The sequence below is a fragment of the Syntrophobacter fumaroxidans MPOB genome (assembly GCF_000014965.1).
Classification (GTDB): Bacteria; Desulfobacterota; Syntrophobacteria; order Syntrophobacterales; family Syntrophobacteraceae; genus Syntrophobacter; species Syntrophobacter fumaroxidans.
The window spans coordinates 2,395,931-2,420,710 of record NC_008554.1 but is presented as its reverse complement, the minus strand read 5'-3'; the positions used below and the strand labels follow the sequence as shown (position 1 = coordinate 2,420,710).

Annotated in this window: 19 protein-coding genes; 13 read left to right on the top strand and 6 right to left on the bottom strand. The window is 60.9% G+C overall.

Annotation, left to right across the window (positions count from 1 at the left end; all coding sequences use genetic code 11):
- Positions 1-171: 171 nt before the first annotated feature.
- From SFUM_RS10235 to SFUM_RS10170, 12 genes are all read left to right on the top strand, one after another.
- Positions 172-3,237 carry a CoB--CoM heterodisulfide reductase iron-sulfur subunit A family protein gene (locus tag SFUM_RS10235; protein WP_011698830.1) on the top strand — a complete coding sequence of 1,022 codons (3,066 nt, stop codon included), beginning with the start codon at positions 172-174 and terminating at the stop codon, positions 3,235-3,237.
- 72 nt (positions 3,238-3,309) lie between these two features.
- Entirely contained in the window at positions 3,310-4,068 is a 759-nt protein-coding gene (locus SFUM_RS24195; RefSeq protein ID WP_150109477.1) for a hydrogenase iron-sulfur subunit, read from the top strand.
- 67 nt (positions 4,069-4,135) lie between these two features.
- Positions 4,136-7,177 carry an FAD-dependent oxidoreductase gene (locus tag SFUM_RS10220; protein ID WP_279614599.1) on the top strand — a complete coding sequence of 1,014 codons (3,042 nt, stop codon included), beginning with the start codon at positions 4,136-4,138 and terminating at the stop codon, positions 7,175-7,177.
- 73 nt (positions 7,178-7,250) lie between these two features.
- Complete coding sequence (locus tag SFUM_RS10215; RefSeq protein ID WP_011698827.1) at positions 7,251-7,682, top strand: hydrogenase iron-sulfur subunit; 432 nt, start codon at positions 7,251-7,253, stop codon at positions 7,680-7,682.
- Complete coding sequence (locus SFUM_RS10210; RefSeq protein ID WP_011698826.1) at positions 7,683-8,633, top strand: 4Fe-4S dicluster domain-containing protein; 951 nt, start codon at positions 7,683-7,685, stop codon at positions 8,631-8,633.
- Between the two features lie 127 nt (positions 8,634-8,760).
- Entirely contained in the window at positions 8,761-9,813 is a 1,053-nt protein-coding gene (locus SFUM_RS10205) for a 4Fe-4S dicluster domain-containing protein (protein ID WP_011698825.1), read from the top strand.
- Positions 9,814-9,844: 31 nt separating this feature from the next.
- The gene (locus SFUM_RS10200) at positions 9,845-10,687 is read left to right on the top strand and encodes an FAD/NAD(P)-binding protein (protein WP_011698824.1); all 843 of its coding nucleotides are present in this window, start codon (positions 9,845-9,847) and stop codon (positions 10,685-10,687) included.
- A 132-nt stretch (positions 10,688-10,819) separates the two neighbouring features.
- A complete protein-coding gene (locus SFUM_RS23940; RefSeq protein WP_083764016.1) occupies positions 10,820-12,046 on the top strand; it encodes a (Fe-S)-binding protein in 1,227 nt (408 codons plus the stop codon).
- Between the two features lie 86 nt (positions 12,047-12,132).
- Positions 12,133-13,350, top strand: a complete 1,218-nt coding sequence (locus tag SFUM_RS10185) for a hypothetical protein (RefSeq protein WP_150109476.1) — start codon at positions 12,133-12,135, stop codon at positions 13,348-13,350.
- Between the two features lie 23 nt (positions 13,351-13,373).
- Complete coding sequence (locus tag SFUM_RS10180; RefSeq protein WP_011698822.1) at positions 13,374-13,772, top strand: secondary thiamine-phosphate synthase enzyme YjbQ; 399 nt, start codon at positions 13,374-13,376, stop codon at positions 13,770-13,772.
- A gap of 320 nt (positions 13,773-14,092) precedes the next feature.
- The gene (gene acs / locus SFUM_RS10175; RefSeq protein ID WP_011698821.1) at positions 14,093-16,231 is read left to right on the top strand and encodes an acetate--CoA ligase alpha subunit; all 2,139 of its coding nucleotides are present in this window, start codon (positions 14,093-14,095) and stop codon (positions 16,229-16,231) included.
- A 118-nt stretch (positions 16,232-16,349) separates the two neighbouring features.
- Entirely contained in the window at positions 16,350-16,883 is a 534-nt protein-coding gene (locus tag SFUM_RS10170; protein ID WP_011698820.1) for a ferritin, read from the top strand.
- Positions 16,884-17,499: 616 nt separating this feature from the next.
- Here the strand turns inward: SFUM_RS10170 and SFUM_RS10165 are convergent.
- Positions 17,500-17,676 carry a hypothetical protein gene (locus SFUM_RS10165; RefSeq protein ID WP_167321335.1) on the bottom strand — a complete coding sequence of 59 codons (177 nt, stop codon included), beginning with the start codon at positions 17,674-17,676 and terminating at the stop codon, positions 17,500-17,502.
- Positions 17,677-17,681: 5 nt separating this feature from the next.
- Positions 17,682-18,359 (bottom strand): 1-acyl-sn-glycerol-3-phosphate acyltransferase, encoded by a 678-nt coding sequence (locus SFUM_RS23320; protein ID WP_011698819.1) that lies wholly within the window; start codon positions 18,357-18,359, stop codon positions 17,682-17,684.
- 745 nt (positions 18,360-19,104) lie between these two features.
- On the opposite strand from SFUM_RS23320, the gene SFUM_RS10155 reads away from it, so the two are divergent.
- Positions 19,105-20,253, top strand: coding sequence for a transporter substrate-binding domain-containing protein (locus SFUM_RS10155; protein WP_011698818.1), 1,149 nt, complete (start codon positions 19,105-19,107; stop codon positions 20,251-20,253).
- A gap of 544 nt (positions 20,254-20,797) precedes the next feature.
- On the opposite strand, the gene sppA is transcribed toward SFUM_RS10155, so the two are convergent.
- From sppA to SFUM_RS10135, 4 genes are all read right to left on the bottom strand, one after another.
- Positions 20,798-21,787 carry a signal peptide peptidase SppA gene (gene sppA / locus SFUM_RS10150; RefSeq protein WP_011698817.1) on the bottom strand — a complete coding sequence of 330 codons (990 nt, stop codon included), beginning with the start codon at positions 21,785-21,787 and terminating at the stop codon, positions 20,798-20,800.
- 72 nt (positions 21,788-21,859) lie between these two features.
- Complete coding sequence (locus tag SFUM_RS10145; protein WP_011698816.1) at positions 21,860-22,741, bottom strand: radical SAM protein; 882 nt, start codon at positions 22,739-22,741, stop codon at positions 21,860-21,862.
- Positions 22,742-23,485 carry a 4Fe-4S binding protein gene (locus SFUM_RS10140; RefSeq protein WP_011698815.1) on the bottom strand — a complete coding sequence of 248 codons (744 nt, stop codon included), beginning with the start codon at positions 23,483-23,485 and terminating at the stop codon, positions 22,742-22,744. It lies immediately after the preceding gene.
- A 49-nt stretch (positions 23,486-23,534) separates the two neighbouring features.
- Complete coding sequence (locus tag SFUM_RS10135; protein ID WP_011698814.1) at positions 23,535-24,392, bottom strand: substrate-binding domain-containing protein; 858 nt, start codon at positions 24,390-24,392, stop codon at positions 23,535-23,537.
- Positions 24,393-24,780: the final 388 nt, after the last annotated feature.

Sequence of the window (24,780 nt, the reverse complement as noted above, 5' to 3'; positions counted from 1 at the left end):
CCTCACGTCAAACCTTCCGTTGATTCCGTGAGTCGCCGTCTGCCGAGAGGATTTGTGACTTCGGTCACAATCATTTGTTTCCGTATGCTGAGGTCTTGATAGAACGCTTGTTTTCCTGTGCGAATGAATCGTCCCAGTGTTTTTCCGTAACCGGCTATGGAGTGTGAGTTCATGAAGAACAAGAATGAATTGAAGCCAGTCACCGGCGCAGTGATGGTGGTGGGGGGCGGTATTGCGGGCGTGCAATCGGCCCTCGATCTCGCGGATTCCGGCTTTTACGTCTACCTGGTGGAGAAAAGCCCATCGATCGGCGGGGTTATGGCCCAGCTGGACAAGACGTTCCCGACGAACGACTGTTCAATGTGTATCCTCTCGCCCAAGCTCGTCGAAGCGGGTCGTCATCTCAGTATTCAACTGATCACCAAGGCGGAAGTCGAAAAGGTGGAAGGGGAAGCCGGCGATTTCACCGTGACGGTGAGGGAACAGCCGCGGTACGTGGATTCGAGCAAATGTATCGCCTGCGGCGTTTGTGCCGAGAAATGCCCCAAGAAGGTCGATGACCTGTTCAACGAAGGGCTTGGAAAGCGTAAGGCCGCGTACGTCAAGTACCCGCAGGCCGTGCCGCTCAAGTATGTCATCGATGAGGACAACTGCATCTATTTCAAGAGCGGGAAATGCCGGGCCTGCGAAAAGTTCTGCCCCGCCGGCGCCGTCGATTTCTCCCAGAAGGCCAGGGACCACGTCATCAAGGTCGGTTCGCTCATTCTGGCTCCCGGCTTCCAGCCCTTCGAGCCCGCCGTGTACGATACTTACGGGTTCGGCAAGTACCCCAACGTGATCACCAGCATGCAGTTTGAGCGTATCCTGAGTGCTTCGGGCCCGTTTGAAGGACATCTGGTCCGGCCGTCCGACGGGAAGGCGCCCCAAAAGATCGCCTGGCTGCAGTGCGTGGGCTCCCGCGATATCCATCGGGGAGCGCACGGTTACTGTTCGGGCGTCTGCTGCATGTATGCCATCAAGGAGGCCGTCATCGCCAAGGAGCATGCCCACGGCGACCTGGACACGGCCATATTTTTCATGGACATGCGCACCTACGGGAAGGAGTTCGAGCGCTATTACAATCGGGCGAAGACGGAAACCGGAGTGCGCTTCATCAGGTCCAGGATTCACAGCATCGAGCCAGCCGGGGCCGGGTCGCACGATCTGAAGCTGGAGTATGTCGACGACGGCGGCGTGGCCCGGAGCGAAGAATTCGACATGGTGGTTTTGTCCGTCGGCCTGGAGGTCTCCAGGGACATCCGCGATCTCGCGGCCAGGCTGGGCATCGAGCTCAATGAAGACGGTTTCGCCGCGGCCAGCGACTTTGCCCCCGTGGAAACCTCCCGTCCCGGGATCTTCGTCAGCGGTGCGTTCTCGGGACCCAAGGACATCCCTTACTCGGTCATGGAATCCTCCGCAGCATCCGCCGCGTCGGCTGCCTTGCTTGCGGCTTCCCGTAATTCGCTCACCAAGGAAAAGACCTATCCGGACGAAAATCCGGTCTCGGGAGAAGAAACCCGGATCGGCGTCTTCGTTTGCCATTGCGGGATCAATATCGGCAGCGTGGTCGACGTTCCCGCGGTCCGCGATTACGCCAGGAGCCTGCCGCTCGTGGCTTATGTGGCGGACAACATGTTCACCTGCAGCCAGGACACGCAGAAACTCATCCGCGATGCCATCGTGGAACACAAACTGAACCGGATCGTCGTGGCCGCCTGTACGCCGCGCACCCATGAACCGCTCTTCCAGGAAACCATCCGGGAAGCCGGCATGAACCGTTATCTCTTCGAGCTGGCCAACATCCGCGACCAGGACTCCTGGGTCCACCAGGCGGAGCCCGAGAAGGCCACGCAAAAGGCCAAAGACCTGGTTCGCATGGCCGTGGCCAAGGTGGCCCTGCTCGAGCCCATCGAGAAGTTGCGGGTGGAGCTGAATCAGTCGGCCCTGGTGATCGGCGGGGGCGTGGCGGGGATGAGCGCGGCTCTGAACCTGGCCGACCAGGGATTCAAAACGTTCCTCGTGGAAGAAAAGAACGAACTGGGCGGGCACGCCCTGAAGGTCAGGAAAACCTGGCGCGGAGAGGAAGTCGGTCCCTTCGTGGCCCGGATGCGCGACCGCGTTCTGAATCACGAAAACATCGAAGCGCTGGTCGGTGCCAGGATCCTGGACGTCCAGGGTTTCATCGGGCAGTTCAACACCACCGTGCAGGTGGACGGGAGCGAGCGGAACCTGGAGCATGGCGTGACCGTCCTGGCCACGGGCGCTCACTCTCTCAAGCCCGAGGAATACCTCTACGGTCGAAGCGAGCGCGTGACTCGGTGGCACGAGTTGCAGAAGCTCTTCGATGAGAAGCCCGGGGAACTGGAGCGGGCGGAGGCCGTGGCCTTCATTCAATGCGTGGGGTCTCGCGAGCCCGAGCGGCCTTACTGTTCGAAGATCTGCTGCACGGCTTCCGTTCAGGAAGCCATCGAGCTGAAGACTCTCAAACCCGATCTGGACGTTTTCATCCTCTATCGCGACCTGCGTACTTACGGGCAGCGGGAGGAACTCTACCGGAAGGCACGGGAGCAGGGTGTGCTCTTCATCCGGTATTCGGTCGACGAGAAACCCCTGGTTGAGACGATCCCCGGCTCGGAGAAACTGCGGATTACCGTGCGCGACCACGTGCTCGGCAGGCCCGTGCAGATCGATGTGGACTACCTCAACCTGGCCACTGCCATCATCCCCAAGGGCCAGGAAACGCTCGCCAAGTTCTTCAAGGTGCCCCTCAACGAGGACGGGTTTTTCCTCGAGGCGCACATGAAGCTGCGCCCCGTGGATTTTGCCACGGACGGCGTGTTCATTGCCGGTCTGGCGCATTATCCGAAACCGATCGAAGAATCCATCGCCCAGGCTCAGGCGGCCGCCGCGCGCGCGGCGAGCGTCCTGGCCAAGCCTTTCGTGGAAGTCGCCCCCGTGGTTTCCGTAGTCGACCAGGAAGCATGCATCGGCTGCGGGTTGTGTGAAGCCTTGTGCCCCTTTGGCGCCATTCGGCTCCACAAGGTGATCGGAAAGGGATTCCGCGCCGAAACGATTTCGGCTTCCTGCAAAGGCTGCGGAGTCTGCTCCGCGTCATGCCCCCAGAAGGCCATCGACATGAAGCACTTCCGCGACCGGCAGATTGTGGCCGCCATACGGGCGGGAGGTCAAAGAGGATAAGCCGCACGCTCGCTGGATTCGTGCGCCCGGTATTTCCCATATTCAAATCCAAATGTCAGCAGGAGACAGGAAATGAGTGAAACGTTCGAGCCGAAAATCCTGGCCTTTTTGTGCAACTGGTGCGCCTATGCGGGCGCGGACCTGGCGGGTGTGTCCCGATTCCAGTATCCGCCGACCATCCGCGTGATACGCACCATGTGCTCGGGCCGCGTGGATCCGCTCCACGTGGTGGAAGGGTTGAAGAGCGGTTTTGACGGGGTGTTTGTTTTTGGCTGACACCTTGGTGACTGCCATTACCTGGAAGGTAATGTTTATACGGCCAAGAGGATGAAGATCGTTGAGCTGCTGCTGGGGCTTTCCGGCATGGACCGCAACCGGATGCAGCTGCGATGGGTGAGCGCCGCGGAGGGACAGATTTTCGCCGATTTCGTGACCGAGCTGAGCAAGGTCATCCAGGACCTCGGGCCTTTCGATCCTGAGGAAAACAAGCTTCGCCTGGCGGCCGTGGAGGGAGCCCTGAATTCACCGCGATTGCGCTGGCTGATCGGCATGGACCGGCAGATCACCGAACGGGAGAACGTCTACCACGCAAAGCTCGACGAGAACACGTACCAGGAGCTGCTCCGGACGGCCGCGGAAGAGGAATACCAGAAGGCCCTGATCCTGGAAGTGCTCAGAGACGGACCGCAGTCGGTGCGGGACATCTCCGGCAAGACCGGTCTGCCGGTCTACACCGTGTCCCAGCGCCTGAGCGACGTCGAGAAGACCGGGCAGGCGGAATTCTGCGGCTATGAAGGCACCACCCCCAAATTCATCAGGCTGGCGGCATAAATCCGGGCGGGAACGCGGGCGGTTGCGCCCGCCGCGCCCGTTAACCCAACGAGTGGCAGAGGAAGCGATGACAGGAATGGTTATGGCGAACTCAGACAAGAATGAGAAAATCGGATCGGTCATGGTGGTCGGCGCCGGCATCGCCGGCATGCAAGCGGCTCTTGACCTCGCAAACACCGGATACTACGTCCACCTTGTGGATCGGTCGCCCACCGTGGGCGGGCTGATGGCCCAGCTGGACAAGACTTTCCCGACCAACGACTGCGCGATGTGAGTCATTTCGCCGAAACTGGTCGAGGTCGGCCGGCATTTGAACATCAACATCATTACGAATACCGAAGTGGAAAAACTCGAAGGGGAAGCGGGGCATTTCACGGTGACTCTCAAGAGCGAACCTCGCTACATCGATCTGTCAAGGTGCACCGGTTGCGGTCAATGCGCCCAGGTTTGTCCCGTGACCGCCGTCAACGAGCACAACTGCGGTCTGGACCGCAGGGCGGCCACCTACATCAGGTACGCTCAGGCCGTTCCCCTGGTTTTCTCCATCGATCCGAACGTGTGCATCGGCTGCGGGCTGTGCCAGAAGGTATGCCTTGCGGAAGCCGTGACGTACGGCGATACGCCGAAGCGGGCGGAACTGGAAGTCGGCGCGGTGATCGTGGCCACGGGGAACGAGGTTTTCGATCCCGCCATTTTCGACACTTACAACTATGCGAACCTGCCCAACGTGATCACGAGCCTCGAGTTCGAGCGGATTCTGAGCGCGTCGGGGCCGTTCCGCGGCCATCTGATGCGGCCTTACGACCGTGAAGAGCCCAAGAAGATCGCGTGGCTTCAGTGCGTGGGGTCCCGTGACCTGCATCATTGCGACAACTCCTACTGTTCCGGCGTCTGCTGCATGTATGCCATCAAGGAGGCGGTGATCGCCAAGGAGCATTCGCACAGCGGGCTCGACGCCGCCATCTTCTTCATGGACATGCGGACTTACGGCAAGGATTTCGAGGAATACTACGATAGGGCGCGCAACGAGCACGGCGTGCGTTTCATCCGGTCCCGCATTCATTCCGTGGAGCCGATCGGTGACGGAGACCTGGAAATCACTTATGCGAACGAAACAGGGGAGATGAAGAGCGAAATCTTCAACCTGGTGGTTCTGTCCGTGGGGTTCCAGGTGGGCATGGAAGGCGTCCGGCTCGCCTCGACGCTCGGCATCGACCTCAACAAGAACCGGTTCGCCGGCACGGACAGCTTTGCCCCCGTGGCCGCTTCCCGGCCGGGAGTCTTCGTGTGCGGCGCCATCCAGGGCCCCAAGGACATCCCGCAGTCGGTCATGGAAGCATCCGCGGCCGCTTCGGCCGCCGGCCTCCTGCTCAACGAACGCCGCTGGTCCCTGGCCAGGGTCAAGGAGAAGGCCGTCGAAACGAACGTCGTGGGAGAACGTCCCCGGGTGGGTGTATTCGTGTGCCAGTGCGGCATCAATATCGGCGGCGTGGTGGATGTGCCCAAAGTTCGCGAATACGCCAGGTCGCTTCCCTACGTGGTCTACGTCGAGGACAACCTCTACACCTGCTCCCAGGATACCCAGGTCAAGATGGCCCAGGTGATCAAGGAGCAGGGCATCAACCGGGTGGTCGTCGCCGCCTGCACTCCCCGCACCCATGAGCCCCTGTTCCAGGAGACTCTCGAAAACGCGGGGCTGAATAAGTACCTCTTCGAAATGGCCAACATCCGCAACCAGGATTCCTGGGTACACAGCGGAAATCCCGCGAAGGCCACGGCCAAGGCCATGGACCTGGTCCGCATGGCCGTTTCCAAGGCCGCCCTCCTGGAACCGCTGCAGGAAGCGGAACTGGAGGTCACGCGCAAGGCCCTGGTGATCGGGGGCGGTGTTGCCGGTATGGCTGCCGCAAGGGAACTGGCCGATCAGGGATACCCCGTGTACCTGGTCGAGCAATCGGCGCAGCTGGGCGGCCAGGCCCTCAAGCTCTACAAGACGTGGCGCGGGGAAAACATCCGTTCCTACGTCAAGAAGCTGGCGGAGTCGGTCCAGAACCATCCCGGGATCACCGTGATGCTGTCGAGCACGGTCACCGGCATGGAAGGTTTTGTCGGGAAAATGAAAACCACGGTCCAGAACGGAGGCGAGCCGCAGGTATTCGAGCACGGAGTGGCGCTGATCGCCACCGGCGGCAGCGAGTTTCGGCCGTCCGAATACGCCTACGGAAAGGATCCGCGCATTTTGACTCACCTGGAGCTGGATCAGCGTTTCGTTGACAAGGATCCTTCACTGAAAAACGTGCAGACCGCCGCGTTCATCCAGTGTGTCGGTTCCAGGGAGCCCGACCGGCCGTATTGCAGCCGGGTTTGTTGTACTCATTCGGTGGAGAGCGCTCTGGAGATCAAGCGGATCAATCCCGACGCGGATGTGTATATCGTCTACAGGGACATGAGGACTTACGGGGAACGGGAGGAGTTGTACCTGGAAGCCCGGAAGGCCGGAGTGATCTTCATCCGCTACGACCTGGAACACAAGCCCCGGGTGGATGTCGTGGACGGTAAGCTGCAGCTCGAGGTGATCGACCATATTCTGCAGAGGCCGATCCGTCTCGCGCCGGATCTGATCACCTTGGCGACGGCCATTGTGCCGAGCCCGTCCGCAAGCCTGTCCCAGTTCTTCAAGGTTCCGGTCAACGAGTCGGGGTTTTTCATTGAAGCCCATGCGAAGCTGCGTCCCGTGGACTTTGCCACGGACGGCGTCTTCATGTGCGGGCTGGCTCATTACCCGAAGTCCATCGACGAGAGCATCGCCCAGGCCCAGGCCGCCGCATCCCGGTCGGCCACGCTGCTCGCTCGCGATACCGTGCAGTTCGCCGGGACGGTGGCTTTTACCAATCCTGCGCTGTGCAGCAGTTGCGGGACGTGCGTGAATATCTGCCCGTTCTCGGCTCCGAAATTCACTGAAAGCGGGCGCGATGCAGGCAAGGCGGAAATCAACGCGGCGCTCTGCAAAGGGTGCGGTCTGTGCGTGGCTTCGTGCCGATCCGGCGCAATCCGCCTGCGCGGTTTCGATGATGCCCAGATTTATGCCATGATCGAAAACGTCTTTTGAGACAACCGGGCAGGAGGCTTGTGGCGGGTCGAGGTCCCCCGCTTTCCTGCCAAGCATGGATGGGAGACAGAACATGTCCGATTGGGAACCGAAAATTGTCGCTTTCCTCTGCAACTGGTGTTCTTACGGGGCGGCGGATCTGGCCGGCGTCAGCCGGATGCAGTACCCCCCCGATTTCCGGATCATTCGCGTGCCCTGTTCCGGTCGAATCAATCCCAAGTTCATCCTCTCGGCGCTCAGGAACGGGGCTGACGGAGTCTGGGTTTCCGGGTGTCATCCGGGAGACTGCCATTACATCGAGGGAAACCTCTACGCCAGGCGAAAATTCGCGCTGCTGAAGCAACTGTTGGAACACACCGGAATCGAGCCCGCGAGACTGCATTTCTCATGGATTTCATCGGCTGAAGCGACCAAGTTCGCCGACGTGGCGCGGAAGGTGGTCGCGGATGTGAGAGCGTTGGGCCCGGCCAGGCACTTTATCAAAAAGCAAGCTGAGGTGGCATAAATGCAAGCATATACCGAAAAGATCCGAGAAGCTGCAAAGCGCCTTCTGTCCGAACAGCGTGTGGATGTCGTGATCGGCTTTCGCAAGGGAACCGTTCCGTTCATGAACGAACCCTTCCTGGCAAAAAGTCCCGACCAGGCCGATCAACTCTACTGGGACGGCAATTGCGGCATAAACCTGGCCAACTACCTGCCCAAGAGAACCGATCGGATTGCCATCGTCGCCAAGGGTTGTGATACCCGCAGCATCGTGGTTCAGCTGCTGGAGTACCAGATCCGGCGCGAGCAGCTCTACATCCTGGGCGCCCCCTGTCACGGGATGATCGACAGGCGCCGCATCGCGGACGAGCTCAACGGGAGGGAACCCAGCCTGGTCGAGGAATCGGATTCCGGCATCCGCATCACCGGGCGGGACCTGGACTTGACGCTCGAACGCGGCTCCTTTCTGCAGGAAAATTGCGCCATATGCATCCACCGGAACCCGGTCATCTACGACGAGCTGTTGGGAGAGCCGGTGGCCGAACAACAAAATGTCGACCGCTATGAGGACGTGAAGGCGGTCGAGGCGATGGGGGCCCAGGAACGCTGGGAGTACTTCGAAGACCTGATTGCCCCCTGCATTCGCTGCTATGCCTGCAGGAATGCCTGCCCGGCATGCTACTGCCCTACCTGCTTCGTCGATGAAGCCAGGCCCCAGTGGGTGGGCAAGAGTACCGACCCGACGGATACCCGGACCTTTCACTTTCTCAGAGCCTACCATCTCGCCGGCCGTTGCACGGATTGCGGCGCGTGCGAGCGGGCCTGCCCCGTCGGGATCAAAGTTCGCCAGTTCACCAAGAAGCTGGAGAAAGACGTCAAGGAACTCTACGGCTACGAGGTCGGATTGAGCCTGGATGAACGGCCTTCGCTGGACACGTACCGGCCGGGTGATCCCGAGTCGTTCATAAAATGATTCGGAAACCGGGGAACGGAGACGGCGAAGGGCACGCGGACGCGGTCAACCGCCCGCGGGCGTCGGCCGATACCGACGAAACCCTCTTCTTTGCTGAAGTGAACATTGATTAGGAAGGGACACATTCATGTCGGGAGCTTATATTTCCAAGAACAAACTTCCCGGAGCGATAACAGGGCTCCTGGGCCGATACAAGGTCTTCGGACCGGTCCGCCGGGGCCGCTATCACGAGTTCGCCGAGATCCGGAACGCCGAGGACGTGGACTTGGCGTACAGGAACACGCGCCTGTCGCCGAAGGGATTGTTCCATCCGCAGGGCGAGCGGATGTTCCAGTTTTCGTTGGCGGCCGGCGACCCCGATAAAGGGATCCTCAAAGAGGCCCCCAAGGATTTCTCCCCCAGGGTGATACTCGGAATCCGGCCCTGCGACGCCAAGGCGTTTCACCTGGATGACGCCAACTTCGATACGGCCGCCATCAAGGATCCGTGGTGGGTGAAAAGACGCGAAGCCACGACGCTGATCGGGCTCGCCTGCAACCATCCGTGCAGCACGTGCTTTTGCACTTCCGTGGGAACCGGGCCGTTCGACGCTTCCGGCCTGGACGCGATGCTGGTGGATACGGGCGACGGCTACGTCGTCGAGGTTCTCACCGAGAAAGGCAAGGCCGCCGTGGAAGCCGTTTCCGAATGGGAAACCGCGCCGACCGGAAGCGCTGAAGCGATCGCCGCTCTGAAGAAATCCGCCGAGGAAAGCATCGGAAAGCAGTTCGACATCAAGGCGGTCATTGACCAGGATATGCTCGAGCTTTTCAACGGCGCCTTCTGGGAAGAGGTCCAGTTTGCCTGCATCAACTGCGGGACGTGCACCTTTCTTTGTCCCACCTGCTGGTGCTTCGACATCCAGGACGAAGTGTGCGGAGAGCAGGGCGATCGTTTGAGGATGTGGGATTCCTGCATGTTCCCCCTGTTCACCTTTCACGGTTCCGGCCACAATCCCAGGAGCCAGAAGGTTCAGCGGGTGCGGCAGCGGTTCATGCACAAGCTCAAGTACTATCCGGACAAGTATCACCAGGGCGTCGCCTGCGTTGGTTGCGGCCGTTGCGTGAGCGCCTGCCCGGTCAACATCGATATTCGACAGGTTGCCCGGTTGATGTCGGCCGGTTGTGTGTGCCCGGCATAACGTCGTGCGTCAATGAGATGGAGGAATCAAGGTGAACAACCCTTACTTGCCCTACCCGGTCCGAATCGAATCCATTGTGACGGAGACGGAAGATCGAAATCTGAAGACGTTCAAGCTGGTTTTCCTGAACCCCGAGGACGAAGCCAGGTTCAGCTACATGCCCGGCCAGTTTGCGGAGCTCTCAGTCGCCGGGCTCGGTGAGATTCCCATCGGAATCGCTTCTTCTCCCACCGAGAAAGGCTTCATCAAGTTTACAGTGAACAAGGTCGGAAAGGTGACCAGCTACCTTCACAACATGAACGCGGGCGACATCATGGGCGTTCGCGGGCCCATGGGAAACTGGTATCCCTGGGACATCCTCCAGGGGAAGAACGTGGTGATCATCGGAGGCGGCTTTGCGTTCACCACGCTCCGGTCTTCCATCGTCTACATGCTGGACCCCGCCAACAGGCCCCGGTTCGGCGAGATCAACGTGGTTTACGGTGCGCGCTTTCCGGGACTCCTGCTCTACAAGGATGAGCTTGCGGCCTGGGAACGGCGCGACGATATCAAGATGCACATCACCGTGGACGGGACCGACGATCCCAACTGGAAATACAACGTCGGTTTCGTTCCGGCGGTGACCAAACAGAAAGCTCCGAGTGCCGAGAATGCCTACGCCATCATCTGCGGACCTCCGATCATGATCAAGTTCACGCTGCCGGTCCTCACCGAGTTGGGCTTCCCCCCCGATCGCATCATCTCCAGCCTGGAGATGCGGATGAAATGCGGGATAGGCATTTGCGGCCGATGCAATCTCGGCACCGAGTACGTGTGTAAGGATGGGCCGGTTTTTACCCTGGAGAAATTGTCCCAACTTCCCAACGAATACTGATGGAACACGGTCGCGACGGGAAAGAGTCATGCGCCGGATGTTTTCCCTGCGCCGCGCGGAATGTGAAAGAACTTTAAAAGCCGGAACCAGTGTGGTAAGTGATAGCGATACAACACTTTAAGGGAGAGAACTATGGAGCCTTTGTTGTTGACGAAACGCGAAAAGCGCAAGCTGGCCAGCCAGTACGCCGACTTGTGCCTGACCTGCGGCACGTGCGCCGGAGGTTGCCCGGTCACCGGAGTGGACGGGCTGGATGTCCGGAAATGCGTGCGCCTGGCCCTCCTGGGACTGGACCAGGAAGTGATCGATTCCCGGTTCCCCTGGGTATGCACGCTGTGCGGTCGATGCGAGCATGCCTGCCCGATGGGGATCGACCTGCTGGCCTTGTTGCGGTCGGCCCGCGGCATGAGGGCAAGGGAAAAGGTGCCCGGCGTGCTCCACAAGGGCGTCGAGATGTGCCTCAAGACGGGCAACAATGTGGGTATCCCCAAGGAGGACTTCCTCTTCCTGCTGCAGGACCTGGGCGAAGAGCTTGCCGAGGAGCTTCCCGGCTTCGAGGTTCCCGTCGACAAGAAGGGCGCCAAGTACATGTTCACGGTCAACTCCAAGGAACCTTTCGCCGAGCCCGAAGACATGATGTACTGGTGGCGCATCCTGTACGCCGCCAACGAGTCCTGGACGACGACCTCCGAGAACTGGGAAGGCGTCAACTGGGGTCTGTTCACCGGCGATGACAACGCGATGAAGGAAATTGTCGGGAGGATCGTCAAAAACTACAAGGAACTGGGGTGCGAGTATCTCGTCTTGCCCGAATGAGGGCACGCATATTATGCGACCAGGCTTGGTCTGCAAAAATGGTATGCGAATGAAGGCGTGAAGTTCCTCAGCATCTTCGATCTGCTCAAGCAGTACGTGGAGGAAGGTCGAATCAAGCTGGACAAATCGATCCACCATCACCTGACCACCTACCACGACCCCTGCAATTACGGCCGCAAGAGCGAGCGTATGTTCGGGCACGGTTACTACGAAGAGGGGCGCTGGGTGACTCAGCAGTGTTGCGAGGATTATGTGGAGATGTACCCGAACCGGGCCAACAACTTCTGTTGCGGAGCCGGCGGCGGGGCATGGGCTGCTCCCTACGTCGAGGAAAGAATCTTTTATGGCCGGGTGAAAGCCAAGCAGATCAAGGACACGGGCGCCAAGCTCCTGATCGCCCCCTGCCATAACTGCCGTGACCAGATCATGAAAAGCCTCCGCAAGGAGTACGACTTCATGGATGTCGAGGTCAAGTACTTGTGGGAACTGGTTGCGGATTCCTTGATCACGGAACCCAGGGAAGAGGAAGCGGAAGAAGAGTAGATTCCGCCGTTCAACCGTTCGACAAGCCCCGGAACCACCTATGCAGGCGCGTGATGGGGCTTTTCTCATTGTGGGCGTTCAGATTCATGGCAAACAGAAAAAAAGATACCAGGAAAAAGGAAACGGGGGTCGGGTTGTCCGCGGAGGAATCCGACGAGCTGCAGATGATCCTGGACCGGCTGTCGGTGCAGAGCCCGGAGGGCGAGACCCTCGACAATTACCTCGAATCCCTGCGTTCGCTCCTGGGCGGCCGGGAGAAGATGGCGGCCGCCCTGATCGACCGGGTCGGCAGACCGCCCACGGAAGTCGGATTCAGGGCTTTCCTCGCCTTCCGGAATCTGGTGGAAAGCGGGCCGTACCGCAAGGTCGTCAAACAGGCCGCCTACCGGTTTTCTCAAAAAGGGCTCATGGTCGAACGGGACGAAGACCAGCCCGGGCAGGTGGTCCTCATCCGGCGGGAAGTGAGGCGACCCCTGGCTCACGTGACTTTCGTTCCGGACGGCTTCTGGCTGGTTTCGGCGCTCATTCCCGCCGACGACCAGTCCATGCCGATGGCGGTTACCGCAATCGCCGAGGGCAGCTTCGACCATTTGAGCGTGAAAGTGAGCGAGACGTCCAATCGTCTCTATCGCGAGTATCTTCAGAAGATCGATTCCCATGCGGGGAAGAAACCGGGTGAGGTGCCGATTCGGCATGCCGCGCGGCTGTTGTTCGAAATGCTGGATTTTCACGGGCGAGAAGTGGCCGATTCGGACGTCGAAGCGGCAAAGAGACTGCTCAGGCCTTTCCACGATCCGGAAAAGCCGCCCTACGTCTATGAAATGATGCCGCCAGTAGAACAGCCCGAGGTCAGGGTGCGCGAGGTGAACGGCGCACGGCTGCTGGAGAGGACGGACATCGGATGGCTGGTTTTCACGAGGGACGAACTGGCATTCTACCGGCAGAAGATCCAGGAATTGGAAAACCCCCTTCTTATGGTTCCTCCCGAGATACAGAAGGAGCGCATCGAGGAAGCATTCCGCAAAGCCGCGGACGAATTGTGCGTGGGCAGAAAGAGGGAGCTGTTCCGGCGCTTCTTCGAGGAACAGGCCATGTTCGCCAGGCTCGAGGCGGGAGTGGAAGAGGCGATGGACGCCTGGATCATTGCCCGGCACCTCGCCACCGGGGCAAATGCGAGTGAAAACCCCGTGGTTGTGGACGTCGTGATCGCTTCCATGCAGCGCTGCTGGCCGGACGATTTCAAGCAACAGGAGCAAGAGCCCGGAGGCGAACGCATGACGGAATCCGGTCTGATCCTGCCCTGACGCCGGAAGGAAAGGGGAACCCGATGATTGCCACGGTTACGGTCAAAACGCCCGCGCACAGCGCAATGGTGGACATCACCCCGTCGGTTTCGGCGAAAGTGCGTGAAAGCGGCGTACAGGAAGGCTGCTGCATCGTCTATGTGCCGCACACCACGGCGGGAATCACCATCAACGAGGGCGCGGACCCGGATGTGGTCGTGGATATCCTGGCCGCGTTGGACAAACTCGTCCCCTGGAAGGGCGCCTGGCGGCATTCCGAAGGCAATTCGGCGGCTCACGTCAAGACGGCTCTCATGGGCGGCAGCGTCCACGTCATCATCGAAGGGGGGCAATTGGTGCTGGGGACTTGGGAACGCATCTTCTTCTGTGAATTTGACGGTCCGAGGACCCGCAAAGTTCACATCAAGATCATGGACGGTTGACAGGCCCGGAGCCTCCTGCCCCGCGCCTGCCTGAGGGAGGATACCCGGCGCGCCTCCGGGGGCGGCGCCCGGGGCGGCGCGGGTTCGTGCAAACCGGAAGCTCAGGGCAAAGCCCGGCTCGGATCGGCGATGCCGGGCCGCAGACAACGGATTCCTGTCCCGGGAAGCGGCGAGTACGTTCGATCCGCCCGGGCTCCGAGGGGTTCGCTCCCTCCAGACGACACTTCACCTTGATTTTGAAAGCGACACGTCTTCCTGCGGGGCTCATCCCGCTGCGCGCCGATCATTATTCGACAGGTCCAGGGAAAAGGAGAAACAGGATGGATAAGCTCGATGCGATTTTTGCCCCAAAGTCGGTTGCCGTTATCGGAGCTTCGACGAAACCCGGGAAAGTCGGTCATGACATTTTCGTGAACATTCTCAAGGGGAACTACCAGGGAACGCTCTATCCCGTCAATCCAACGGCCAAGTCCATCCAGTGCGTGCGTGCCTATCCCGCGATTTCCGACATTCCGGATCCCGTGGACCTCGGAATCATCATTCTCCCTCCGCCGGAGGCCCTGAAGGCGGTGATGGAATCCGCGCGGGTGGGAATCAAAGGAATCGTGATCGTGTCGGCGGGTTTCAAGGAGGTCGGCGGGGAAGGACGGAAGATCGAGGAGCAGATCACCGCGATCTGCCGCGAGGCCGGGATGCGGCTGGTCGGCCCCAACTGCCTGGGCGTCATCAATCCTCATCCCGCGGTCAGGCTCAACGCCAGCTTTTCGGCCCGCATGCCCGCCTTCGGCGAGATTTCCTTCATTTCGCAGAGCGGCGCGCTGTGCACGGCGGTGCTCGATTTCGCGGCGGACCGGGATTTCGGGTTCTCCAAGTTCATTTCCATCGGCAACAAGGCCGATGTGGACGAACTGGATCTGCTCCGCTATTTCCACAAGGACAAGGAAACGGAAGTGATCATGATCTACCTCGAGGAGCTGCGGCGCGGCGCCGATTTCATCCAGGAGGTCCGGGAGATGACGTCGGGAGAGCGTCCCACGCCGATCCTGGTGATCAAGTCGGGGCGCACGTCGGCGGGAGCCGCGGCCGCGGCCTCGCACACCGGGTCGCTGGCGGGATCGGAAGGGATCTACGAGGCCATCTTCCAGCAATCGGGGATCATTCGCGCCGAGTCCATCGAGGAGCTGTTCAATTTCGCCGAGGCGTTTTCCGGGAGGAAAATTCCCAACGGCAAGCGGGTCGCCATCATCACCAACGCGGGTGGTCCGGGGATCGTGGCCACCGACATGACCGTCACGTCCGGCCTCAAGCTCGCCCGGCTGTCGGAGGAGACCATCGAGACCCTGGCCAGCCATCTGCCTGCCACCGCCAATGTGCACAACCCGGTGGACGTCATCGGGGACGCTTCCCAGGACCGGTATGAAAACGCACTGGGGGCGGTTATCCGGGATGCGAACGTGGACGGGGCGCTGGTGATCCTGACCCCTCAATCCATGACCAATGCACTGGGGACGGCCGAAGCCATCGTGAAAATCGCCAAGCGGTCTCAAAAGCCTATTCTGTGCTGTTTCATGGGAATCATCGACGTGTCGGCGGGGGTCAAGCACCTCCAGGAGAACGGCATTCCCGTGTTTCGCTTCCCGGAACACGCCGCCCAGGCGTTCGCGGCCCTGTACAGATACTCCAAGTGGACCGGCCGACAACACCTGGCCCAGTTCGCCTTCCAGCACGACGTCGAACGCGCCGCGGAAATCATTCGCACGAACCTATCCCGGGGAAGAACGTACCTCGCGGATGCGGACGGCAATGAGATCCTGCGCTGTTACGGATTCCCCACCCTGCCGACATTCACGGCGAAGAGCCGTGAGGAGGCGCTCGATTATGCCGAAAGCATGGGCGGGCCGGTGGCCATGAAGATCATATCTCCCCAGATCGTTCACAAGACGGATGCCGGCGGCGTCATGATCGGCGTCAAGGGCCGTGAAGCCGTGATAAAGGCTTACGACACGATCATCGAAAACGCGACCGGGTTCGATCCGAATGCCGTGATCGAAGGGGTGCTGGTGCAGCGGATGGCGGAAAAGGGAGAAGAGGTTATTCTGGGCATGAGCCGTTTCCCGGGCTATGGACCGCTGCTCATGTTCGGCCTGGGCGGGGTGCTCGTGGAAGTGTTCAAGGACGTCGCGTTCCGGCTCGCCCCCATCGGGCGCAATGAAGCGCGGCGCCTGGTGAAAGGCATCAAGGGACGCGTCATCCTGAAGGGATACCGGGGGAGACCGCCTTGCGATACCGGTTCCATCGAGCGGTGTCTCGTGAGTCTGTCAGACCTGTCCATGAACCATCCTGAAATCAAGGAGATGGACATCAATCCGTTTATTGTCTACGAAAAGGGCAAGGGAGCGGTGGCGGCGGATTGCCGGATCATCCTCGAACCGCCCGCCGCCGAAAAGGCAGCCCGTTAGGAGAGCGGCATAAAGCGGTTTTCCGGTGGGAGACCTGGATATCCCCCGGAGTGAACGGGTGGCGTCACCGGCGCGGGAGCAACTCTCGATAACCCGGTCAAGGAAAGGATCAACGGTCATGTTGAGCGACAAAATGGAAAAGGCGCTGAACGAGCAGTTGAATGCGGAACTCTATTCCTCATACCTTTACCTGTCCATGGCTTCCCACTTCAAGAAGATCGGCCTGCCCGGGTTCGCGCGGTGGATGGAAGTCCAGTCCCTCGAAGAGTTGACCCACGCCATGAAGTTTTTCGACTATGTCGGTGACCGTGGCCAGCAGGCGATCCTGGCGCCCGTGCCGGGGCCGCCCTCGACCTGGGTGTCGCCGCTCGCCGCGTTCGAAAACGCCTTCCAGCATGAAGTGAAGGTATCGGGGCTCATCAACGCCCTGGTCAACCTCGCCATGGAGCAGAAGGATCACGCCACCAACAATTTCCTGCAATGGTTCGTGGCGGAACAGGTCGAGGAGGAAGCGAGCACCGATGCCATTGTTCAGAAGCTGAAGCTCATCCGGGACAGTCACGGGGGTCTCTTCATGCTGGACCGGGAGTTGGGGCAACGGACTTTCACGGTTCCGCCGGGGACAACCGTCCTCGGGGGCAAGGCTCAATAGTACCGATTCAAGGTCAAGATGACACAACACCAGTTCGCCGGATGGCCTCGATATTGCCTCGGCAGGGACGATGAGCCGTCGGCGGGACAAACCCCGCCCCTTGCTACAAACCGATGTGCCGGTCAAACATGGCGGTAGGTGACGCGGGTGGGGATAAAACCCTGCCGTTGTGCGGACGGATGGGACCGTCAAACGTGGCAACTGTGTTCTTTGTCGACTTTTGGGTTGCGTAGGGTGGGTTGCGCGACAGCGCAGCCCACGGTCCCAATGCGCTTGCCTCTTCCGTCGTGGCCGCCCCACTAAGGGGCGGGCTTTATGCCCGCCCGCCCGATGCCGGCATTTTCAACGCAACGCGTTCTCACGCCACGGCGCAACGCCGCAACGAATGAGCTGCTGGAAACGAGAGGAGTCGCGCCTCCGCGCGCGACGGGGTGAGATCGACAGGTTGAGCGGCTTTGCGTCTGCCGGCGGAAGTCGCCCGACGTAAGCAGGAGGCTTTCGTGGCGCCGTTGCGTCGTTGCGTGAGGCGATACGACGCCTGGGGTGAGATCGTCAGGTCGCGACTCGTTCCGAACCCTTGAAATGAGCACCGGCCAGGGGCAACTCCGCATCGACATCACGTTTCTTCCGGTTCGGGCATGCCCGCCGCGGACCAGTATTCCTCGTCCCACAAGCACCCCTCCGTTCCGCAGGGGGACACGTCGACTCTCTCCTCCCGCGTCTTCGGGGTGAGGCAGTCGAATTCTACGGGGGTCGAGCCCGCGGTTTCCCGCCGTTTGAGCGAATCTCCCATCTTCTTCAATCCACCTTCATGCTGTCCACGATTCGGCGCAGCCCGGGCGCGGTGACTTCCCCGGGGGGAACGGGTTTTCCGACCACAAGCAGGGTTCTTGCCCAAGATCGGCGGAAGGGCTTGGTGCTCATCGGCTTCCCGTATTTGCGGCTGAAGTAGCTCCCCCACAAGCCGTTCAAGCACAAGGGGATCACGGGGACCGGCGTGGTGCGAACGATCCGCTCGACGCCCGGCCGGAAAGAGATGGTGTTCCCCGTCCGGGTCAGCCTTCCCTCGGGAAACACGCACACGATCTCGCCTTTTTCAAGCTCACCTGCGATGCGTTCGAAAGAAGCCTCGAGGAGTGCGGGACTCTCCAGGCCGCTCGCGATGGGAATGACCTTTGCGTCCTTGAAAATGCGGCGCAGCAACGGCACGTGGAAGAAGCTGTGGTGCATGATGAACCGGATCACGGGCCGGAAGGCCGCTGTGAGAATCAGCCAGTCCACGTAGCTGACATGGTTGCAGACCAGAACCGCGGGACCGCGCGAAGGGATGTTCTCCCGGCCGACGATCTTCAGCCGGAACACGGTGAAGGCGAGGAGCCGGCAGACGGTCTGAAGAAAGAACGTATGAACGCGGACAAGGTCGAAACGCGGCAAGGCAAACCTCGTTCCCAAGACGTTGACGGTTGCAGGGCTCATTTCCGCAATCTGCTCCACGGTCGCTGTCGCCGCCCCGATTGGGGCCGGCGTGTCGGCCGCCCGGAAGCGCCCGGGACCTTTCCGCGCATGGGCACGGGCCGGGAACGCGCGACGAAGCGCGAGGGTGTGCCGGGCCGTGGCGTTTCCCAAAAATTTTCGTGTGCCGGGGCCGTCCTCGAACGATGAAAATCGACCCCTCGGCGACGTGCCCCGATGCCGCCCGGCTCCGTTTTCCATGCAGGACGCAAATCGGCATGAAACGATGGACCGTCCTGCCTGCGCCTCCACCCATCGCTGCGACCGTTCTTCAACTGCCGGCCGATTCGAGACGATTCTCATGGAGTATAATGAAAGAATCCTGCAAAATACAGTCATCAATTCGAGACGGGCGATTGCCGGGGCGCGGTTCCCGGCCGGCCGGATGGAGATTCGCGCGGGGAGCGGCGTTTGTTGTGAGCAGTCGGGCCCGCGGGGACAGCGGGCTGTCTTGAGGTCTCAGCCTGTGCGGGCGCACGGGCTTCGGGTTGCCGGGGCCGGACGATATGTCCGGTTTGGTGCCGGGGGCCCCGGGACACCCGGCTGCTGCCGGCTTGCATCCGGTGTGGAGTCGCCGAACCCAAGGGGATGGCGATGCACTTTTCGGACCTTTCGAGAACGGGCAGGTGCCCCCGAGCGGACCGGCTTCCGGTTGCCGTGCCGGACGATGCGGGTGGGTGGTGAACGACAGATTGAGATGGAGTGCTCCATGAAACCGATGCGGTACCGGCTGATGCGGGGGTGGATTCCGGCGGTGGCGGTGGCGGTGGCGGTATGCCTTGTCCCGGTTTTGCGGGGGGGTGCGCGTGGCGCACAGGACGAGAAGGACTATGCCGTCGCCGTCTTCGTGAGCGGATTGCCCTTCTGTGGCAGGGCGACCGACGGCGAGTACTTCGGGTTTGAGGTGGAACTGTGGAGGGAAATCGCCCAGCGGGTGGGGATCAAGTATCACCTGGAGGAAACGAGTCGCTTCCCGGCAGCCCTGCAGGCGCTGTCCGAAGGGAAGGCGGACTTCGCCCTCGCCACGGTCACCATGACGGGCAAGCGCGCGCATTCCATGCAATTTCTCTATCCCTACTACGTTTCCGGGCAGGGGATCCTGGTCAATGTCAAAACGGCCCGCCCCCTCGCGGTGTTCGCCGGAGTCCTGTGGTCCTCCGCGATCTTGCATGCAGTGGTCCTGCTCGTTGTCCTCAACATCCTCTACGGGCACATCCTGTGGATCGTCGAACGCAAGAAGAATCCACTGGTGAGCGAGCGTTACATTCCGGGAGTGCTCGAAGCCATGTGGTGCGCTTTTGCCATCAAAACGACCATCGGTTTCGGCGATCTTGTCCCGCGGATTTGGCTGGCGCGGCTGATCGCCGTCCCGATCTGGCTCACCGGCATTTTCGTTGTGTCGGTAATCAGCGCTCAAATGGTCGGGGAGTATGTCGCGCACAGGTTCGACATCGGTTCCGTCGCCAATTACTACGATCTTGCCAGGAAGAAGGTGACGGTGGTTGAAGGGACGACCGGCTATGATTCCGTCAAGGAACTGGGACCAAAGAAGATCGTGCAGGTGGAAAACCCGGTCGATGGGTACTTGAAACTCCTCGAAAATGAGGTGGATGCGGCGGTGTTCGACTATCCTTTCCTCGTGCACGCCGCTCAAGTCATGCGCGCCGAAGGCAAGAAGGTGAGAGTGGTGGGGCAAGCCTTCACCGAGGAATTGATCGCGATTCCCGTGAGCCTACAGCTCGCCGCTCGGGACCCCGCTTTAATCGCGCGGATCAACAGGACCATCCTCGAGCTCCGCGACGAAGGCTTCATCGACAGCCTGAGACTCAGATACATTGAAAGTCTCGATGCCGGTTAAAAGCCGCATGCTTTCGCAGCGATCATGACGAGTGCGGGTGCACGAGGCCCGGCCTGATCGTGGGCACGGAGGAACCGTGCCCACCCTACGGATCCGCACGGTCCCCGAGGTTTATCCCCGCCCGCGTCACCACGCGCCGGGCAGATGTTGCGTCATCTTGAACGCACCTCGCTCTCATCTATTCTCCGCCCGCCCCGGGAGCCAGGCCTCTTCCCGGGTGAGGTTTGCCTGGAGCGCCTTATACGGATTTACCTAGAAAATAGATTCCCGGGTGAGTCTGTTTTCATGCTTCGCGGGTGTCGCAGGGGGCATGGATAATTGCGTTCTAAATGATACTCTAAAAGCGTGGGGGACGTATCCCCCACACCCCCAAGCCGCTTCGGGGCTCCGTGTGGCGCTGCGGCGGCGGCCTTCGGCCAGTCGCCGACAGCGCCGAGCACTCGGCCTCACGCGCTTGCGCGTGTGGCCGAAACTTGGGGGGTGCGGGGGAATCATTCCCCCGCTCTTTTGTGCTTGAAAGAACCATCTTGAACGCAACTTCGTATTATTCGCCGCCCGCTCCGGGGAGCCAGAGGTAATAGAAGCCGCTGTGAAGCGACGAGAAGGAATCCGCCGGCCCGAGATCGATGAGGCTGATTCTGCCGCCGTCGGATTTGCTCGTGGAAACGTTGTACAGGTTGTCGTCGGGGTATTCGGCCCGCCGGTAGACGACCACCCTGGCGTTCGGAGGCAGGCCGGCGAGGGTCTGCGCCTCTCGCAAAGCATCGTCGACGTATCCCACCTTGTCCACCAGTCCCAGGCGAAGAGCCTCTTCGGCGAGATAGACGCGCGCCGTGGAGACGTCGGCCAGGGCGGCCGGCTCGAGCCTGCGGTGAGCCACCGTGAGGTCAATGAATTTCCTCGCCAGTTCATCGATCAGGTGTTGCAGGATTTGCTGCTCCTCCGCCGTGGTTTTTCGGAAGGGGGATCCCATGTCCTTGTTCCTGCCGGACTTGTCCACCTCGACCTCGAGGCCGATCTTGTCCATCAGCCCGGTGACTTTCGGCCTGATGAAAATGACGCCCACCGATCCGGTGATCGTGCTCGGATGAGCCACGATGCTATCCGCGGGCAGAGCGATGTAATACCCGCCGGATGCCGCCGTCCCCATCAGCACCGCCACGAGCTTCGCCCCGCTGCGGCGCTTGAACTCCATGATTTCGTGGTAGAGGATGTCGCTTGCACTCACGGACCCGCCCGACGAGTCCACCTTGAGCAGCACCGCCTTGACGGTCTTGTCCTTCTCCGCCTTCTTGAGCTGCGAAACGATCTCCTGCACCATGGCCGGTTTTTGACGCAGAACGAACCCTCGAGACGTGTCCGAGATGAATCCCTTGACCGGGATCAGCAGGACCTTGTCCTTGCCCTCGCCCTGCAGAGTGTGTTCCAGCAAGGGTTCGGTCGCATCCGGGAAGACCGTGATTTTGGGTTTGATGCAGCCGGTCGCCAGGAGCGCGATCATCACGACGATTGTCGAAAGGGCGTAGCGCGTCATCGGTATTCCAGCCTCCCCGGGTCATTTGTTCGTGTACGATTGAAGAGAGGATGCTTCAAACCGGGGGGACAGTCAAGCGGAAGCGGTGGAGCACCGGGTCGAAGGGAGCTGCCTGCACGATCGGTCGTCGGCCAGGAGCCCCGCGGCATCCGCGCGACACCGTCGGCAATGGTGCATCTGGGGCAGGAAGACCGCGGCCGTGCGCCGCAGCCGGGCGAGGTGCGACGCCGATGGAGGGATGACATCCTGCAGGGCCGTGCCCGGGAGCGGGATGATGCCGATCAGGTTCATCAGATCGGCTCCCAGCTTCGCCGCGCATTGCGCAACGGCACACACGTGCCGGTCGTTCACTCCGGGGATGAGCACCGTGTTGACTTTGACCGCAAGATGTTTCGCCTTCAACCCGGCAATGGTCTCCATCTGCCTTTCAAGAAGTGCCGCCGCCGCATCGCGGCCCTGCAGCACGTCGGGCCCGATCCGGACGTCGGTGTATATTTGGGCGCCGATGTCGGGCGACACCGCGTTCATCGTGACGGTCATGAAATGGACTTCCAGGCCGGACAGATCAGGGATGAAGTCGCGGACGTTCAGACCGTTGGAGGACAGGCAGAGCTCCAGGTCCGGGTGTTTGCGCCGGATGAGCTCCAGCGTTCTCAGGGTTCGTTCAGGCTCGCAGAAAGGGTCGCCCGGACCGGCGATGCCCGCGACCGAGACGAAAGGCATCTCGCGCAGGGCCTTCTCCAGCCGGGATGCGGCTTCCTCGGGTTCGAGCACAACACTCGTCACCCCCGGCCTGCTCTCGTTGACACAGTCGCAGGACCGGTTGCAATAGCCGCATCGGATGTTGCAGCGCGGCGCCACGGGCAGGTGAATGCGACCGTAAAACCGGCCGGCCGCCGCGTCGAAACATGGGTGCCGGCTGTGCGGCTGGTGCCTCGGGGCGTCATGGAGCATCTAGTCGGACTTCTTCCTGCCGAAACGGATCGCGTCCGCCGGACAAACGTCGAGACAGTCGCCGCAGTTGTTGCAGTTCATTTCAGCGGGGCGCGTTCCCATTTCGCAGACCTGCAGGCATTTGTCGCACTCGTTGCAGTCGCTCGTCTTGTAAAACCTGAACAAGGCGAATCTCTTGAGAATCTCCAGCACGCCGCCCGTGGGGCAGGCGAAACGACACCAGCCGTTGGCGAGCGCCAGTCCCAAGGCCAGGAATCCGAGCACGAAAAAGGTCCTGACCAACCACAGCGTGTTGGCATGCTCGAAAGTGAGGGCCGCGGATTCGAAAAAACCGCCCACGCGGATGGGAACGGCAGCACGGGGCTGGCCCAGCGCGAAATACGCGTAAAGCGCGACGGCAACGCCCAGGACCATGCCCAAAGGTGCAAACCGTGTGAGGACGTTTCGCACTCGCAACTTAATCGGCGCCGAAGTGCCGAGCAGCTGATTGACCAGTCCGCCGGGGCATGCCCACCCGCAGAAAGCCCTTCCAAAGAAAACCACGGACAACGGCAGGAGCAGCCAGAAACCCCAGAAGAGGCTCAGTATCCGCCCATGGCACGTGATCACCGGGCAGGTTTCGCAACTGATGTAAGGAACCAGGAAGGGACAACGGAAAATCCCGTAAAAGGACCACTGCCCGACGACCGCGAGCATGGCCAGTTGGCCGAGTCTTCGCCACGCTTTCAGACCCGGACGCGGCATGACGCGGCTACCCGGCGCCGCAACGGCCGCCGCCCCGGCGCTTTCGTCTCTAGGCATCCTTCACCCCCAGTTTTTCCGTCAGTTCCCTGCCTCGATCCGAAATGGCGGGAATGAATCCCGCCCGCTCGAAAAACGCCTGTCCTTCGGAGGAGGTGATGAATTCCACGTAGTGATCGGCCAAAGCACGATCTTCGGCGTCTTTCATGACCCCGATGGTGAATGTGAGGGGCGGGGGCGGGAACAATTCGAAAGGAATCGGAATGATCTCCACCCGGCCTTGAAACTCGGGCATCCTGGTGAGCCTCAGCTCGACGACGGAAACGTCTCCCCTGCCTTCCGCAAGTTCTTCCATGGTGCGCTGCACGCAGGATCCGAGGCTTACCGCGTTCTTCATCGCGGGTTCCAGCACCCCGGCCTTCTTCAAGAGAACCTGCGCGGCCTGACCTCCCGGCGGGGACGCATCGGGAGCCAGAATCACTCTCACCCCGGGCCGTGCAAGGTCCTGGACGCTTTGTACGCGCGCGGGATTCCCCCGCGGCGTTGCCAACACGTAGGTGGTGAAGCACAAGGGCTTGAAGTAAACCATTTTGCCGGCCTGCCGGAGCTTTTTTGCAAGGTCCAGCACACGGCCTCCGAAGACTTCCGTTTTGGCATTGCCCAGGAGCGACTTGCCGAGCGCTGCGGCAAACGCTCCGGTATAGGCGATTCTTACCCCGGTCCTGCCTTCGAAAAGCGCGTTGGCGGGCATGAAAGCCTCGGCGAGTCCTCCGCATGACCAGACCTGCAGGGTGTCGCGGCTGAATGCGGCGGCACGGCTCTCGCCGGCGGGTAGAACCGCTCCCGCGGCGGACGCCAGCGCCGTCTTCAGGAAAGTCCTCCTGTTGTGGCCATTTTGCTTATCCATCATGCTCCGTCTCCGACACGAAATGGCAATCGTTTCCCGCAGCGTCGGCAGCCCCGGGAAAGCAAGGCGGACACGCCGTCGGGGAACATCGGCCCGCTCCACTCGGAGCGGACCGCGGCAGGGCATTGAAGAAAAACGTTCGGGTTCGCGAGTGTCCCTTAGCACACCAGGTAATTGATATCTAATTGATATTTCCAAAGAGGAAGGCAATGTATATCGGTATTCCCTATCGATACGATCGAACGGTTGCGCGAGTCCGCGGGGTTTTCCTGAGGCCGGGCGAACCGGTGGGGTTCCCGAAGCGGCGTGGAAACAAAAAGGTGCACCGGCAGGGTGTGAAAGGCGCGTGCGGTTGTCTTCGAGATTATTGTGTATTAATAATGATCGGTGT